Raw genomic sequence first — 16,572 nt, 5'->3', positions numbered from 1 at the left:
GCATTATTCGCTGCCGGGCCCTCGCGGCCAACCCTGATGTAACCCTTTGGTTGGATTATAAAAATTTTTTAAAAAAGTGCTTGCCAGAGGTTGGATCGCTCCGTAGAATGCGCGCCACACCGAGAGACAAGGGTGATTAGCTCAGCCGGGAGAGCATCTGCCTTACAAGCAGAGGGTCGGCGGTTCGATCCCGTCATCACCCACCACTCGTTGAAAGGTGTTACGCGCAGCGGTAGTTCAGTCGGTTAGAATACCGGCCTGTCACGCCGGGGGTCGCGGGTTCGAGTCCCGTCCGCTGCGCCATATTGAGTTACGAGGCCCTTGAACTCCTCGTAACGACAGAGAAAGCGACCTTAGGGTCGCTTTTTTTGTGCCTGCGATTTGGTCAATGCCAGGTTTGCAGAAGCCGGCATGCCGGCCCCTGCCATGTCGGCTCGTCAGCCCACGGTAATGGTTGGCAATTCAGCCAGACTCACCGTCTGCTCTTTGCGCGGCGCCAGAATCTCTGCTTCGCCTTCCACCACCAGATCACCGTTCTGATTGAACACGTTGGTGGCGATGCGCACCTTGAACTTGGGCAGCTTTTCGAGAATTTCCAGGCGTACGGTGAGGGTGTCACCGATTTTTACCGGCTTCTGAAAGCTCATCTGCTGACCCAGGTAGATGGTGCCTGGCCCAGGCAGCTCGCAGGCGACCGCTGCGCTGATGAGTGCGCCACTGAACATGCCGTGGGCGATGCGATCCTTGAACATGGTCTTGGCCGCGAACTCCTGGTCCAGATGCACCGGGTTGCGGTCACCGGACATTTCGGCGAACAACTGAATGTGGCGCTCTTCGACAGTCTTGGTGTATTCGGCTTTCTGGCCGACTTCAAGGGCTTCGTAGGGCGTATTGGTGACTTGAGACATGTTGCGGTCCTGTGACGTTATAAGGAAATAAGAGGCTTTAACCTGATCGGTCATTCGCTGCGGCGGGGTCTTGGCCGTGCCAGCGCGTCCTCAAGCCAGGCGAGTAAATCACGGGTGACTTCCTCACGGTGGGTTTCATTGAAGACTTCATGCCGCGCTTGGGGGTAGATCTTCAGCGTGACGGACTGATGATCGGTGCCGGTCAAGGCGTCTGCCAGATCCTTGAGACGCTTGCCTTCACTCACCGGATCACATTCGCCGCCCATAATCAGGATCGGCAGGCTCTTGTCGATCTGCGAGAGGTTGGAGGTCTTGCTGATCTGCTGCAAGCCACCGAGCATGTCCAGCCAGAACTGGTTGGTGCAGCGAAACCCGCAGAGCGGGTCCTTGACGTACTTGTTGACTTCTTCGGGATCGCGGCTGAGCCAGTCGAATGGCGTGCGAACCGGCTTGAACCTGTTGTTGAATGAGCCAAATGACAGGTATTCGATCAGCGCACTGCGCCCGGTAGCCCCTTGACGCCAGCGCTCCATGCGCGCCACCACGGCGGCGCTTCGATAAAGTGCAACCGGCTGGAAATTCGAACCGCTGAGCACCGCGCCCTGGACGCTGGCGCTGTGGTGCAGCAGATAGGCCTGGGCAATGTAGCTGCCCATGCTGTGGCCCAGCACGAAAACCGGCGCCCCGGGATGACGCTGGGTCGCGCAGGCCTGCAGGATCGCCAGGTCACCCACCACCTTGTTCCAGCCATCCTGGTCGGCGTAGTGGCCCAGGACGCCATTGGCTGCGGTGCGGCCATGGCCGCGCTGGTCGTGGGCATACAGGGCAAAGCCGACTTCGGCCAGCGCTGCGCCCAGGCGCTCATAGCGCCCACTGTGTTCGGCCATCCCGTGTGACAGCACCACCACCGCCCTGGGGCCTGTCATCGGCAGCCAGGCGTTGACGTACAGGCGATTGTGATCACTGGTGTCCAGCCAAAAGGCATCGTGTTTCATGGCGTTTCCTTACGTGGTATCGAATGACCTTGTAAAAAATTGTCTCGAATTAGCGCGCTGACACTCATCTAGAACCAGTGTATAGCTCTTGCCAGATGGCATGCCGTTCACCCACAAGATTCACGACGCTGATGACGATTTGCCTTCTGTACGCCAACTGCTAACGTCCGGCAGCAACGGCATTCTCAGGTAAGAGGATAAAAACAACATGCAACCTGATTTCTGGAACGACAAACGCCCGGCCGGGGTTCTCCCCGATGTGGACCTTGCGGCATACAAATCTGTGGTGGAGGTCTTCGAGCTCAGTTGCAGGAAGTTCGCCGATCGCCCGGCCTACAGCAACATGGGCGTGACCCTCAGCTATGCCGAGCTTGAGCGCCAGTCGGCGGCGTTCGCCGGTTACCTGCAGCAGCGCACCGATCTCAAGCCCGGTGATCGCATTGCCGTGCAGATGCCCAACCTGATCCAGTACCCCATCGCCGTGTTCGGCGCCATGCGCGCCGGGTTGATCGTGGTCAACACCAACCCGCTGTACACCGCCCGCGAGATGCGTCACCAGTTCAAGGATTCCGGTGCCCGCGCGCTGGTGTACCTGAATGTGTTCGGCAAGAACGTCCAGGAAGTGCTGCCCGATACCGACATCCAGTACCTGATCGAAGTGAAGATGGGCGACATGCAGTCCCCGGCCAAGGGCTGGCTGGTCAACACGGTCGTTGAAAAGGTCAAGAAACTCGTCCCGGAATATCACCTGCCCCAGGCGGTGCCGTTCAAGAGTGTCCTCAAGCAGGGGCGCGGCGTGCAGTTGCAGCCGGTGGCGCTGGATCTGGAAGACATCGCAGTGCTGCAATACACCGGCGGCACCACCGGCTCGCCCAAGGGCGCGATGCTGACCCATGGCAACCTGGTGGCGAACATGCAGCAGGTTTACGCCTGCATGTTGCAGCACGGGCCGGACGGCAGCCCGATCTTCAAGCAGGGCGGCGAGATCATGGTCGCGCCGCTGCCGATGTACCACATCTATGCCTTCACCTGTAACTGCATGTGCATGATGGTCAGCGGCAACCACAACCTGCTCATCACCAACCCTCGGGACATCGGCGGCTTCATCAAGGAGCTGAAGAAGTGGAAGTTCTCGGCGATGGTCGGGCTCAACACCCTGTTCGTGGCGCTGATGGATCATCCGGAGTTCAAAAGCCTGGATTTCTCCAGCCTGCGCCTGACCAACTCGGGTGGCACGGCGCTGGTCAAATCCACCGCCGAGCGCTGGCTCAAGCTGACCGGCTGCCCCATCGTCGAGGGCTACGGCCTGACTGAAACCGCGCCGGTGGCGACGGCCAATCCTTATGGCGACAAGTCGAAGCTGGGCACCGTCGGCATGCCGGTACCGGGGACCACAGCCAAGGTCATCAGTGACGACGGCGCCGAATTGCCATTGGGCGAGCGGGGCGAGCTGTGCCTGAAAGGGCCGCAGATCATGCTCGGCTACTGGCACCGCCCGGAGGCCACCGCTGAAGTGCTGGACAGCGAGGGTTGGCTCAAGACCGGTGATATCGCCGTGATCGACCCGGACGGTTTCATCCGCATCGTCGACCGCAAGAAGGACATGATTATCGTCTCCGGCTTCAACGTGTACCCCAACGAGGTGGAAGACGTGGTGTCGCGCCATCCGAAGGTCGCCAATTGCGCGGTGATCGGCGTGCCGGACGAGCGTTCCGGGGAAGCGGTCAAGCTGTTCGTCGTGCCTCGGGAGGCCAGCCTCACCGTTGAGGAACTCAAGGCGTACTGCAAGGAGAACTTCACCGGCTACAAGATTCCCAAGCAGATTGTGTTGCGCGAATCGTTGCCCATGACGCCGGTGGGCAAGATCCTCAGGCGAGAGCTACGCGATATCGCCTGAGCCAGCTATATAAAGAAGCGGCGTGTTGAAAAACACGCCGTTTTTTATTGAGCGCCTGTAGGAGCGCGCTTGCCCGTGATGGCGGTGTGTCTGATATCGCATCGTCAGCCGACGGGACGCCGTCGCGGGCAAGCGCGCTCCTACAGAGATTTGTGGAATTCTGGTGATTAGGTTCATTGCTCTAAACGTGACTTAAACATATTCAAGAGTCATGTTTATGACTTTAGGGGCCACTATTGGCTCTAGTCGGCCTCAGACAAAGCTGCTACGCTCGGCCCGCTTTTTGTTCAGTCGATAAGCAAAAAGCAGTTGCTACGAATTCCAAACACAAGAAATCATCGCACAAAGCGGTGTGTAGAAACGTCGTCGCTGAGGAGTCGGCTTCCATGATAGAAAACTTCTGGAAGGATAAATATCCGTCTGGTATCGCTGCCGATATCGACCCGGACGAATATCCAAACGTTCAGGCGGTATTGAAACAGTCCTGCGAGCGTTTCGCCAACAAACCTGCGTTCAGCAACCTGGGCAAGACACTCACCTATGGTGAGATGTACGAGTTGTCCGGGGCGTTTGCCGCTTACCTGCAGCAGCACACCGACCTGCAGCCGGGCGACCGCATCGCCGTGCAGCTGCCCAACGTGCTGCAATACCCGATTGCCGTGTTCGGTGCCATTCGCGCCGGCCTGATCGTGGTCAACACCAACCCGCTGTACACCGCGCGGGAAATGGAACACCAGTTCAATGACTCCGGTGCCAAGGCGCTGGTGTGCCTGGCGAACATGGCGCACCTGGCCGAAAAGGTCGTGCCTAAAACCGGCGTCAAGCACGTCATCGTCACCGAAGTCGCGGACCTGTTGCCGCCGCTCAAGCGCCTGCTGGTCAACAGCGTCATCAAGTACGTGAAGAAGATGGTGCCGCCGTTTCATCTGCCGCGAGCCGTCAAGTTCAACGACGTGCTGGCCATGGGGCAGGGCAAGGCCGTGCAGGATGTTTCGCCGAAAAGCAGCGACGTTGCCGTGCTGCAATACACCGGCGGCACCACGGGCGTTGCCAAGGGCGCGATGCTGACCCACCGGAACCTGATCGCCAACATGCTGCAATGCAAGGCGTTGATGGGCTCCAACCTCAATGAAGGCTGCGAGATCCTCATCACCCCGCTGCCGCTGTACCACATCTACGCGTTCACCTTTCACTGCATGTCGATGATGCTGATCGGCAACCACAACATCCTGATCAGCAACCCGCGCGACCTGTCGGCGATGGTCAAGGAGTTGTCGAAGTGGAAGTTCAGCGGCTTCGTCGGCCTCAATACGCTGTTCGTGGCGCTGTGCAACAACGCCGATTTCCGCAACCTGGATTTCTCGGCGCTGAAAGTCACCCTGTCCGGCGGCATGGCGCTGCAACAGGCCGCTGCCGAGCGTTGGAAGGAAGTCACCGGCTGTTCGATCTGTGAAGGTTACGGCATGACCGAAACCAGCCCGGTGGCCACGGTCAACCCGATCCAGAAGATCCAGATGGGCACCATCGGCATTCCCGTGCCCTCGACCCTGTGCAAGACCGTCAACGACGCCGGCGAAGAACTGCCGCTGGGCGAAGTGGGCGAGCTGTGCGTCAAGGGCCCGCAAGTGATGAAAGGCTACTGGCAGCGCCAGGAAGCCACCGACGAAATGCTCGACGCCGAAGGCTGGCTCAAGACCGGCGACATCGCGGTGATTCAGCCCGACGGCTACATGCGCATCGTCGACCGCAAGAAGGACATGATTCTGGTGTCCGGCTTCAACGTCTATCCCAATGAACTGGAAGACGTGCTCGCGACCCTGCCGGGCGTGCTGCAATGCGCGGCCATTGGCGTGCCGGATGAAAAATCGGGCGAGGCGATCAAGATCTTCGTGGTGGTCAAGCCGGGCGCGACCCTGACCAAGGAACAGGTGATGGAGCACATGCGCGCCAACGTCACCGCCTACAAGGTGCCACGCAGCGTGGAATTCCGCGACGCGCTGCCGACCACCAACGTCGGCAAGATCCTGCGCCGCGAGTTGCGTGATGAAGAGCTGAAGAAGCTAGCGCTGAAAAAACCGGCGTGATGTTTTTTCTCTGACAAACCCCGCTCCGTGCGGGGTTTGTTGTTTTACGCGGGTTGCCCCGACAACGCAGGACCTGTAGGAGCGCGCTTGCCCGCGACCGCGGTGTCCCTGATACACATTTGCCGACTGGCACGCCGCCGTCGCGGGCAAGCGCGCTCCTACAGGGTTCGTGTCGCGCCAAACATCGATGGCTCTTCACCGGCAATGTGTCGTCCGCGAGCAAATCTGCGACAATCCGCGCCCTGAATTCAGACAGAAAAGACTTCGCGCCCTGATGACCGACGAATCGACCTCCATCGACCAACTGTTCAAGAACCTCGACCACGCGATGACCAGTGACCGTCATCGCCTGCGTCGCCAGTTGCACGAACTGCGCAAGAAGCCCGACGAGGCTAAGCTTGCGCAGTGGGTCGAGCGTGTCCAGGCGTCGTGCGCGCAAGTGGTCAGCCGTCAGCAGAGCGTGCCGGCGATCCGCTATGACGACAACCTGCCCATCGCCGCCAAGCGCGACGAGATCAAGGCTGCGCTGCTCAAGCACCAGGTGCTGATCATCGCCGGCGAAACCGGCTCGGGCAAAACCACCCAGTTGCCGAAGATCTGCCTGGAAATCGGCCGCGGTCAGCACGGCCTGATCGGCCACACCCAGCCTCGACGGATCGCCGCGCGCAGTGTCGCCAGCCGTGTCGCCGAAGAGATCGGCACCCCGCTGGGCGCGCTGGTCGGCTATCAGGTGCGGTTCGAGGACCAGAGCGACAGCAACACCCTGATCAAGCTGATGACCGACGGCATCCTGCTGGCCGAAACCCAGCACGACCGTTTCCTGGAACGCTACGACACGATCATCGTCGACGAAGCCCACGAACGCAGCCTGAACATCGACTTCCTGCTGGGCTTCCTGAAGACCTTGCTGCCTCGCCGGCCGGACCTGAAAGTCATCATCACCTCGGCGACCATCGACCTGGAGCGCTTCTCGGAACACTTCGACAAGGCGCCGATCATCGAAGTCTCGGGCCGGACCTTCCCGGTGGAAACCTGGTATCGCCCGATGACCGCCGAGCAGGACGAAGAGGGCAACAGCGTCGAGGAAGACCTGACCGTCGATCAGGCGATCCTCGCCACACTGGACGAGTTGGCCGCATTCGAACGCAGCGAGCGCAAGTCCCCGGGTGACGTGCTGGTGTTCCTGCCGGGCGAGCGGGAGATTCGCGATGCCGCCGAGGTGCTGCGCAAGGCCCAGCTCAAACACACGGAAATCCTGCCGCTGTATGCGCGACTGACTCCGGCTGAGCAGCAGAAGATTTTCCAGTCCCATCCGGGGCGCCGCGTGGTGCTGGCGACCAACGTCGCGGAAACCTCGCTGACGGTGCCGGGCATTCGCTATGTGATTGACACCGGCACTGCGCGCATCAGCCGTTACAGCTATCGGGCCAAGGTTCAGCGCTTGCCCATCGAGGCGATTTCCCAGGCCAGCGCCAACCAGCGCAAGGGCCGTTGCGGCCGGGTCGAGCCGGGGCTGTGCGTGCGGTTGTACAGCGAGGAAGATTTCCTCTCGCGCCCTGAATTCACCGACCCTGAGATCCTGCGCACCAACCTTGCGGCGGTCATCCTGCAGATGCTGCATTTGCGCCTGGGGCAGATCAACGATTTCCCGTTCATCGAGCCGCCAGATGGCAAGGCGATCAGCGACGGTTTCAACCTGTTGCAGGAACTGTCGGCGGTCTCCCGCGAGAACCAGTTGACGCCTCTGGGCCGTCAACTGGCGCGCCTGCCGGTCGACCCGCGCATGGGCCGCATGCTGCTGGAAGCGGCAAAACAGGGCAGCTTGCAGGAAGTGCTGATCGTCGCGAGCGCCATGTCGATCCAGGACCCCCGCGAGCGTCCGCCGGAGCGTCAGCAGGCCGCCGACCAGGCCCATGCACAATGGAAGGATCAGGATTCGGACTTCGCCGGGCTGGTCAATCTCTGGCGTGGCTTCGAGGAGCAGCGCCAGGCGTTGACCTCAAGCCCGCTGCGCAACTGGTGCCGGCGCAACTTCCTCAACTACCTGCGCCTGCGTGAGTGGCGCGATTCCCATCGCCAGCTCAGCCTGATCTGCCGCGAGCTGCAATTGACGGTCAACAAGGAGCCGGCTGACTTCGCCAAATTCCACAAGGCGGTGCTCTCGGGCTTGCTGAGCCAGATCGGCCAGAAAACCGAAGAAGGCGACTACCTTGGTGCCCGTCAGCGCCGCTTCTGGGTGCACCCGTCTTCTGGGCCGGGCAGAAAACGCCCGCAATGGATCATGGCCGCAGAACTTGTGGAAACCACCAAGCTGTACGCGCGGATGGTGGCCAAGATCGAGCCCGACTGGATCGAGCCGCTGGCCGGCCATCTGCTCAAGAAGAACCACTTTGAACCGCACTGGGAGAAGAAGCGCGGCCAGGTCGTGGCCTTCGAGCAGATCACCCTGTTCGGCCTGATCGTGGTCGGGCGCCGGCCTGTGCACTTCGGGCCGATCGATCCGGTGGTGTCCCGCGAGTTCTTCATTCGCGAAGGTCTGGTGCGCGGCGAAATCCACTCCAGGGCCAAATGCCTGAGCGCCAATACCAAGCTGTTGGAACAGCTCGACGAACTGGAAGCCAAGGCCCGGCGGCGCGACATTCTGGCGGATGAGGAAACCCTGTTCGCCTTCTATGACGAGCGCCTGCCGGACGAAATCCACCAGACCGCGACCTTCGATGCCTGGTACCGGATGGAGAGCCAGAAAAACCCGCAACTGCTCATCATGCGAGAAGAGGACGTGCTGGCCCGCGAAGCCAGTGAAGTCACCGCCAACCTTTACCCGGACACCCTGCGCCTGGGCGATTTGACCCTGCCACTGAGCTACCACTTCGAGCCCAACCATCCACGTGATGGCGTGACCCTGCGCGTACCGGCGCCGCTGTTGTTGTCGCTGCCGGCCGAGCGACTGGAGTGGCTGGTGCCGGGCTTGCTGGAAACCAAGTGCGTGGCGCTGGTGCGCAACCTGCCCAAGGCGCTGCGCAAGAACTTCGTGCCGGTGCCGGATTTCGTCAAGGCGGCGCTGCAACGCATGGTCTTCGCCGAGGGCTCGCTGCCCCAGGCGCTGGGCCGTGAACTGCTGCGCATGACCGGCGCCCGCGTGCCGGACGAGGCCTGGACCGAAGCCGCCCAGCAGGTGGAAAGCCACCTGAAGATGAACCTGGAAGTGGTCGACGCCAACGGCAAGTTCCTCGGCGAAGGCCGCGATCTGGACGAGCTGACCGCACGCTTCGCCGAAGCCGGACAGGCCGCCCTGGCCGTGCCGCAAACGGCGAAAAGCCAGCAGCCGGTAGAGGCCAAGGGCTTCGCGGCGGTGGCCGAGAAGACCCAGCAGAAGATCGCCGGGCTTTCCATGACGGTCTACCCGGCGCTGGTGGAAGAGGGTGGCGCGGTCAAGGAAGGGCGTTTCTCGACCGCGGCCGAAGCGGAGTACCAACACCGCCGCGCCTTGCAGCGCCTGTTGCTGCAACAGTTGGCCGAACCTGCGAAATTCCTGCGCAGCAAACTGCCGGGGCAGACTGAGCTGGCGTTGTTGTACCGCGACATGGGCCGGGTCGATGCCTTGATCGAAGACATTCTGCTGGCAAGCCTGGACACCTGCATTCTCGAAGGCGAAGCCACCTTGCCGCGGGATGGCGCGGGGCTGATGTCGCTGGCCGAACGCAAGCGCGGCAGCCTCACCGAACACGCCGAGCGCCTGGCGCGGCTGACGCTGGAGATTCTCAAGCTCTGGCATGGCCTGCAAAAGCGCTTCAAGGGCAAGATCGACCTGGCCCAGGCGGTGGCGTTGAACGACATCAAGGCGCAACTCGGCAAGCTGGTGTACCCAGGTTTCGTGCGCGAGACGCCGGCGCAGTGGCTCAAGGAGCTGCCGCGCTATTTGAAGGCCATTGAACTGCGCCTTGAGAAACTCGGCTCGCAAGTGCAGAAGGACCGGGTGTGGAGCATCGAGCTGGGCAACCTCTGGGCGCAGTACCAGACCCGCGCCGACAAACACGCCCAGGAAGGCAAGCGCGACCCGGAACTGGCGGTCTACCGCTGGTGGCTGGAGGAATACCGCGTGTCACTGTTCGGCCAGCAATTGGGGACCAAGGTGCCGATTTCGGACAAGCGCCTGAGCAAGCAGTGGAGTGCGGTGGAGGGCTGAGGTGCAGCACCGGCCCGTAGGAGCGCGCTTGCCCGCGAGGCGGTTGTCAGGCGCCCAATGTGTGGCAGACCTGGCGCAATCGCGGGCAAGCGCGCTCCTACGGGGATCGTGCATGCCTAGCGCCAAATCCCGGCCGTTATGGCAAACTTCACGGCTAAAACCTCAAGTGTTACTAATAGCAATCCTCCGTATAACGGGGGATTTTACCGTTGCATTGGTACTGTCGTTCCAGAAATGGCCAGCACCATGCTTGCGCAGGCGCTTTGTCTGCTGCCATCCAAAAAGAGAGGAACGACCGTGTACGACGTCGTGATCAGTGGCACCGGGCTCTATACCCCCTCCAACAGCATTTCCAATGAAGAGCTGGTTCATTCCTTCAACACCTACGTCGCGCAATTCAACGCCGACAACGCCGCCGCCATCGAGGCGGGCCAGGTCCAGGCGCTGACCGAATCCAGCGCGGCCTTCATCGAGAAAGCCAGTGGCATCAAGAGCCGTTTCGTCATGGACAAGGACGGCATTCTCGACCCGCAGCGCATGAAGCCACGCCTGCCCGAGCGCTCCAACGACGAATGGTCGATCCTCTGCCAGATGGGCACAGCGGCCGCCGAACAGGCCTTGCAGCGCGCCGGCAAGACCGCCGCCGACATCGACGGCGTCATCGTCGCCTGCTCCAACCTGCAACGCGCCTACCCTGCGATTTCCATCGAAATCCAGGCGGCATTGGGTGTGCAGGGGTTCGGTTTCGACATGAACGTTGCCTGCTCTTCGGCCACCTTCGGCATCCAGACCGCCTGCAACAGCATCAAACTGGGCCAGGCGCGGGCATTGCTGGTCATCAGCCCTGAGATCTGCTCGGCACACCTGAACTTCCGTGACCGCGACAGCCACTTCATCTTCGGCGACGCCGCCACGGCTGTAGTAGTCGAGCGCGCAGACCTTGCGACCTCAGCCGAACAGTTCGACATCGTCAGCACCAAGCTGCTGACCACCTTCTCAAACAACATTCGCAACAACTTCGGCTTCCTCAACCGCACCGCCGAAGAAGGCGAGGGCAAGGCGGACAAGCTGTTCGTGCAGGAAGGCCGCAAGGTGTTCCGTGACGTCTGCCCGATGGTCGCGGAGCTTGTGGGCGCTCACCTTGAAGAAAACAATCTGAACGTCAGCGACGTGAAACGCTTCTGGCTGCATCAGGCCAACCTGAGCATGAACCACCTGATCGTCAAGAAACTGCTGGGCCGCGACGCCACGGTCGAAGAAGCGCCGGTGATCCTCGACACCTACGCCAACACAAGCTCAGCGGGCTCGGTCATCGCCTTCCACAAATACCAGGCCGACCTGCCAAGCGGCGCGCTGGGCGTGCTCAGCTCGTTTGGTGCGGGGTATTCGATCGGCAGCGTGATCTTGCGCAAGAAGTAAAGCCGCCTGCGTTCCCGTAGCAGCACGGCTTGCCGGCGGGGCGTTGTGTCAGACAGCACATCAGTCACAGACACACCGCTCCCGCCGGCAAGCCGTGCTGCTACAGGTTTTTTTTGCGTTCAGAAAAATGTGTTCGCAGCCCAAACAAAAACAGCCCGGCACTGACCTGTCGGAACGGATGATGGGGATCCGACAGGGCAACGGCGGGCTGTGAGACTCACATCAAGCCTGGAGGGAGCGCTCAAGGCTTGATGCTTTTAGCTTGAAGCTTGCCGCTTGAAGCTTACGGCTGCTCCTCTTAGAACTTGGCAATCACATCCAGTTGCAGGGTGTTGGCATCCTGGTCACGCGCAGCACCTGCGAACGCGAAGTCTGCCTTGGTCAGGAAGTACGTGGCGCCCAGGGTGAAGTTCTTGTCAACATCGTAGGAAACGCTCAGCTTGTGACCGCGCGAACCGGTGGTGCCGTTGGCGAAGTCCGAGTCGGTGAAGGCGCCAACCACTGCGTTACGCTGAGTATCGCGATAGTTGTAGTCCAGGCCGAAACCGAACACCTTGGTCTTCACGCCAGCCAGCCATGCAGTGTCCTGGTCGCTGTCGGTGGCGCTGTTGACCACGTACTGGCCGTACAGGCCCACTGGAACGACCAGGCCGGTCAGGTCGAGTTGACCGAAGCCTTCATACAGACGGAAGTCGTTGGTGTTGTTGCCGTTGATGCCCAGGCCACAGAACGTGGTGCTGGTGCTCGCTGCGGCAGGGTTGCAGTCGTTGGAGTGCTGGTACTGGTAAACGGAACCGCCCAGGGTCATCTTGACGTTGTCGGTGACCGCGATACGTGTACCCAGCTGACCGGCGTTCAGACGCAGGTCGTTCTTGAACTGAGTGCCGTCGCCGCTGATGTTGTCCTTGAGGGTGTAAGTACCGGCACTACCGAACAGCTCGAAGCCCTTGGTGACTGGCACGCTGTAAGTGGCTGCCAGACCTTCCGGGTTGATGTCGCTATCCCAGATCACGTCGCCTTCGCTGACCCATGGCTGGGCCATCTTGCCGCCGATCACGTGCAGGTTCTGGATGGCAGTCGGGTGGTAGTCGATATAGCCCTGATCCAGCCACAGGTCTTTCTTGGTGAAGTAATCGTTCTGGTCAACGTTGGTGGAGTTGGCCTTGTTGTCGCCGCCAGTGGCGATACGAATACCAGTGCTGACTTGTGGGTTGATGTCGGTGTAGGCGCCCAGACGAACACGGATACGCTGACGGTTCTTGTCCTGGCTGTTGTTTTGATCGTCGATCTTGACGGTCTCTTGGCGGACACGCACGTCACCCTTGAACTGGGTCTTGGCAGCCCATGCCACTTTCTGTTCGAAAGCCGACAGGTCGGAAGACTTGGCGGTGGCGGCGGCGATCTGGTCGGCTTGTGCCTTTTGTGCTTGAGCTTGAGCCTGCTGATCCTTGGCAAGTTCGGTTTGCAGTTCGCTGTACTGAGCCTGCGAAATCGAACCGTTGGCCTTGAGCATGTCGAGCAGTTTCGCGTCGACTGCGGCGCTGGCCGGAACACTCAGGGCCAGCAGCATACCGCCACACAGGGCTGCCGCAGTTTTCGTGGAAGCAAGACGCATATCAATCTCCGTAGATGAGAAGGGATGACAAAGGCCATCCAGGGAACAACCGACCCGGAGTGGGCGGAAAAAAGTCAGGTTTTAAGAACCGGGGGCTCTAAAAACAGGCGCCAGTATTGCGACGGATTATTACGAAACGATGGCTATGTGATGGCATGTCGATGACATGTGAAAATTTCGTGGAACCCGCGAGCTAGAGCGCTGTCATCGCAAATTTCATGTGCAATGGGTTTCAATAAGTGATAATGCGCAAACGTTGGCGCGGTTCTGGAGGGGGCGATGTCGTTACACCGTTTGGACAGGCTGTCGGATCTGGCACCCCAGGAGTGGGATGCGCTGATCCCCGGCGATTCACCGTTCCTGCGCCACGGTTTTCTCAGTTCGCTGGAAGACAGCGGCAGCCTGGGGCCGCGTTCGGGATGGCGTGCCGAGCATCTTCTACATTACGAAGATGAACGCCTGATTGCCGCGATGCCGACCTATCGCAAGTGGCATTCCTATGGCGAGTACGTGTTCGACCACGCCTGGGCCGACGCCTGTCGCCGGGCAGGGATCACCTACTATCCCAAGCTGCTGGTGGCCGTGCCGTTCAGCCCGGTCAGCGGGCCGAGGTTGCTGGCAAAAACGCCTGAGGACGGGCGCGAACTGCTGGCCTGCCTGCCCGGTTATGCCCAGGCCGAGGAGCTGTCCAGCGTTCACGTCAACTTCAACGACCCGGTGATCGATACGATGCTCGCCGGCCAGCCGGACTGGCTGCAGCGCATCGGCTGTCAGTACCACTGGCAGAACCGCGACTATCGCGACTTTCAGGATTTTCTCGACACCTTGAGTTCACGCAAGCGCAAACAGATGCGCAAGGAACGTGAACAGGTGGCGGGGCAGGGGTTTGATTTCCAGTGGCTGGAAGGGCATGAGCTGAGCGAGGCCCACTGGGATTTCGTCTACGCGTGCTATTCCAACACCTACGAAGTTCGTAGGCAGGCGCCGTATCTCACGCGGGAATTCTTCAGCCTGCTGGCCGAGCGCATGCCCCAGGCGATTCGCGTGGTGCTGGCCAGGCAAGGCGGGCGACCGGTGGCGATGGCGTTCAGCCTGATCGGTGGCGACAGCTTCTACGGGCGCTACTGGGGCTGCCTGGCCGAATTCGACCGGCTGCATTTCGAGACCTGTTTCTATCAGGGCATGGACTACGCCATCGCCAACGGCTTCAAGCGTTTCGATGCCGGGGCGCAGGGCGAGCACAAGTTGATTCGCGGGTTCGAACCGGTGATTACCCACTCATGGCACTACCTGGCCCACCCCGGATTGCGCGAAGCGGTGGCCGGCTTTCTGGAGCAGGAGCGGGCGGGGATTCTGGCCTACGCCGAGGAAGCGCGTTTGGCCTTGCCGTATCGGCAAGCCTGACCGAGACCATTCCTCACTTGCACAGGCATCCATTGTGGGAGTGAGCTTGCTCACGAAGAGGCCGGTACATCCGCTGAATCTCCAGCGCTTGAAATGCCTTTTTCGTGAGCAAGCTCACTCCCACAGGTTCGGTGTTGTTACAACGACTGGGGGGCCAGAGGAAAATCTTCCACGCCCACAAACCCACCGGTCTGGTGCGCCCACAACCGCGCATACAGCCCTTTTTGCGCCAGCAGTTCGGCGTGGGTGCCGCTCTCGGCGATGCGGCCGTTCTCCAGCACGATCAGCCGGTCCATCCGGGCAATTGTCGAGAGACGGTGGGCAATGGCGATGACGGTCTTGCCCTGCATCAGGGTCTCCAGGCTTTCCTGAATGGCGGCTTCCACTTCCGAGTCCAGCGCCGAGGTCGCTTCGTCCATGATCAGGATCGGCGCGTCCTTGAGCAGCACGCGAGTGATCGCGATGCGCTGACGTTGCCCGCCTGAAAGTTTCACCCCGCGTTCGCCCACATGGGCGTCGAGCCCGGTGCGGCCTTCGGAATCGGACAACAGCGGAATGAACTCGTCGGCCCGGGCCTTGCGCATCGCTTCCCACAACTCTGCATCGGTGGCGTTGGGCTTGCCGTACTGCAGGTTGTCGCGGATCGAGCGGTGCAGCAGCGACGTATCCTGAGTGATCATGCCGATGTGCGAGCGCAGGCTTTCCTGAGCGACGTGGGAGATGTCCTGATCGTCGATCAGAATTCGCCCGCCCTGCACGTCATACAAGCGCAGCAGCAGGTTCACCAACGTCGATTTGCCTGCCCCGGACGGTCCGATCAGGCCGATCTTCTCCCCAGGCTTGATGTCCAGGTTCAGGTCATGGATCACACCCTTGCCTTTACCGTACTGGAACTTCAGGTGTTCGAAGCGCACTTCGCCGCGGCTGACGTTCAGTTTCGGCGCGGCCTCGCGATCGGTGACGCCGACCGGCTGGGAAATGCTCTGCAGGCCGTCCTGCACCATGCCGATGTTCTCGAAGATGCCGTTGACCACCCACATGATCCAGCCGGACATGTTGACGATGCGGATCACCAGGCCCGTGGCCAGCGCAATCGCACCCACCGAGATCATCGACTGGGTCCACAGCCACAGCGCAAGGCCGGTGGTCCAGACGATCAGGATGCCGTTGAGGGTGGTGATCACCGTGTCCATTTCGGTAATGACGCGGCCCGCCAGCTGGGTCTTTTCGGTTTGTTCGCTGATCGCTTCCCGTGCGTATTGCTGCTCGGAGCTGGTGTGGGCGAACAGCTTGAGGGTAGTGATGTTGGTGTAGCCATCGACGATTCGCCCCATCAGTTTGGAGCGGGCGTCGGAGGACACCACCGAACGGGCCTTGACCCGTGGCACGAAGTACCACAGCGCGATCACGAACCCGGCGATCCAGCTCAGCAGCGGGATCATCAGCCGCCAGTCGGCCTCGGCAAACAGCACCAGTGCGCCAATCGAGTAGATCAGCACGTGCCACATGGCATCGACCGTCTGCACGGCGGAGTCGCGCAGGGCGTTACCGGTTTGCACGATGCGCTGGGCGATGCGGCCGGCGAAGTCGTTCTGGAAGAAATTGACGCTCTGCTTGAGCACGTAACTGTGGTTCTGCCAGTTGATCATGCTGGTCATGCCGGGGCTGATGGTCTGATGCACTAGCAGGTCGTGCAGGCCGACGAAGATCGGCCGCAGGATCAGCGCGACGATGACCATCCACGCCAGCTCGAAAGCGTGGTCGCTGAAGAAGTTCGGGTTGGGCGCACCCTGGGCCAGGTCGATGATGCGGCTCAGGTAGCTGAACAGTGACACCTCGATCAGCGCACCGATCAGGCCCACCACCAGCAACGCGAGGAAGCTGGGCCAGACCTGCTTGAGGTAATACACGTAGAACGCGACGACCTGGTTGGGGGGCGCGGCGGTCGGGGCGTCGCGGAAGATGTCGATCAGCTTTTCAAAACGACGATAGAGCATTGGCTATGACGCCCACGCTTGAGCGGGCTCTCCATTCTGAGGGGCGGGTCGGGCAGTGCGTTTTTTC

The 16,572-nt window shown here is 60.9% G+C and carries 9 protein-coding genes and 2 tRNA genes; 7 read left to right on the top strand and 4 right to left on the bottom strand.

The window, feature by feature from the left end; genetic code table 11:
- Positions 1–130 precede the first annotated feature (130 nt).
- Together ACIPOO_RS03380 and ACIPOO_RS03375 are read left to right on the top strand one after the other, a co-directional pair.
- Positions 131–206: transfer RNA gene (locus ACIPOO_RS03380), tRNA-Val, on the top strand.
- A gap of 20 nt (positions 207–226) precedes the next feature.
- Positions 227–303: transfer RNA gene (locus ACIPOO_RS03375), tRNA-Asp, on the top strand.
- 134 nt (positions 304–437) lie between these two features.
- Here ACIPOO_RS03375 and ACIPOO_RS03370 read toward each other — a convergent pair.
- Both ACIPOO_RS03370 and ACIPOO_RS03365 read right to left on the bottom strand, forming a co-directional pair.
- The gene (locus ACIPOO_RS03370) at positions 438–908 is read right to left on the bottom strand and encodes a MaoC family dehydratase (RefSeq protein ID WP_400604411.1); all 471 of its coding nucleotides are present in this window, start codon (positions 906–908) and stop codon (positions 438–440) included.
- Between the two features lie 50 nt (positions 909–958).
- Complete coding sequence (locus tag ACIPOO_RS03365; RefSeq protein WP_400604409.1) at positions 959–1,903, bottom strand: lysophospholipase; 945 nt, start codon at positions 1,901–1,903, stop codon at positions 959–961.
- 208 nt (positions 1,904–2,111) lie between these two features.
- Here ACIPOO_RS03365 and fadD2 point away from each other — a divergent pair, with 208 nt between their 5' ends.
- The 4 genes from fadD2 (at position 2,112) to ACIPOO_RS03345 (ending at position 11,489) form a co-directional block, all read left to right on the top strand.
- Complete coding sequence (gene fadD2 / locus ACIPOO_RS03360) at positions 2,112–3,800, top strand: long-chain-fatty-acid--CoA ligase FadD2 (protein ID WP_274134305.1); 1,689 nt, start codon at positions 2,112–2,114, stop codon at positions 3,798–3,800.
- A 386-nt stretch (positions 3,801–4,186) separates the two neighbouring features.
- The gene (gene fadD1 / locus ACIPOO_RS03355) at positions 4,187–5,884 is read left to right on the top strand and encodes a long-chain-fatty-acid--CoA ligase FadD1 (protein WP_274134306.1); all 1,698 of its coding nucleotides are present in this window, start codon (positions 4,187–4,189) and stop codon (positions 5,882–5,884) included.
- Positions 5,885–6,158: 274 nt separating this feature from the next.
- Positions 6,159–10,070, top strand: a complete 3,912-nt coding sequence (hrpA, locus tag ACIPOO_RS03350) for an ATP-dependent RNA helicase HrpA (protein WP_400604406.1) — start codon at positions 6,159–6,161, stop codon at positions 10,068–10,070.
- Positions 10,071–10,367: 297 nt separating this feature from the next.
- The gene (locus tag ACIPOO_RS03345; RefSeq protein ID WP_400604404.1) at positions 10,368–11,489 is read left to right on the top strand and encodes a beta-ketoacyl-ACP synthase III; all 1,122 of its coding nucleotides are present in this window, start codon (positions 10,368–10,370) and stop codon (positions 11,487–11,489) included.
- A 298-nt stretch (positions 11,490–11,787) separates the two neighbouring features.
- Here the strand turns inward: ACIPOO_RS03345 and ACIPOO_RS03340 are convergent, their stop codons facing one another.
- Complete coding sequence (locus ACIPOO_RS03340) at positions 11,788–13,104, bottom strand: putative porin (protein ID WP_274134309.1); 1,317 nt, start codon at positions 13,102–13,104, stop codon at positions 11,788–11,790.
- A gap of 279 nt (positions 13,105–13,383) precedes the next feature.
- Between ACIPOO_RS03340 and ACIPOO_RS03335 the strand changes: the two genes are divergently transcribed.
- The gene (locus ACIPOO_RS03335) at positions 13,384–14,508 is read left to right on the top strand and encodes a GNAT family N-acetyltransferase (protein ID WP_400604402.1); all 1,125 of its coding nucleotides are present in this window, start codon (positions 13,384–13,386) and stop codon (positions 14,506–14,508) included.
- Between the two features lie 137 nt (positions 14,509–14,645).
- Here the strand turns inward: ACIPOO_RS03335 and ACIPOO_RS03330 are convergent, their stop codons facing one another.
- Positions 14,646–16,505 carry an ABC transporter ATP-binding protein gene (locus ACIPOO_RS03330; RefSeq protein WP_400604400.1) on the bottom strand — a complete coding sequence of 620 codons (1,860 nt, stop codon included), beginning with the start codon at positions 16,503–16,505 and terminating at the stop codon, positions 14,646–14,648.
- Between the last annotated feature and the right edge of the window lie 67 nt (positions 16,506–16,572).

The sequence above is a fragment of the Pseudomonas sp. NPDC090201 genome (genome assembly GCF_044746825.1).
Lineage (GTDB): Bacteria > Pseudomonadota > Gammaproteobacteria > Pseudomonadales > Pseudomonadaceae > Aquipseudomonas > Aquipseudomonas putida_AD.
This window is presented reverse-complemented; position numbering and strand designations above follow the sequence as displayed.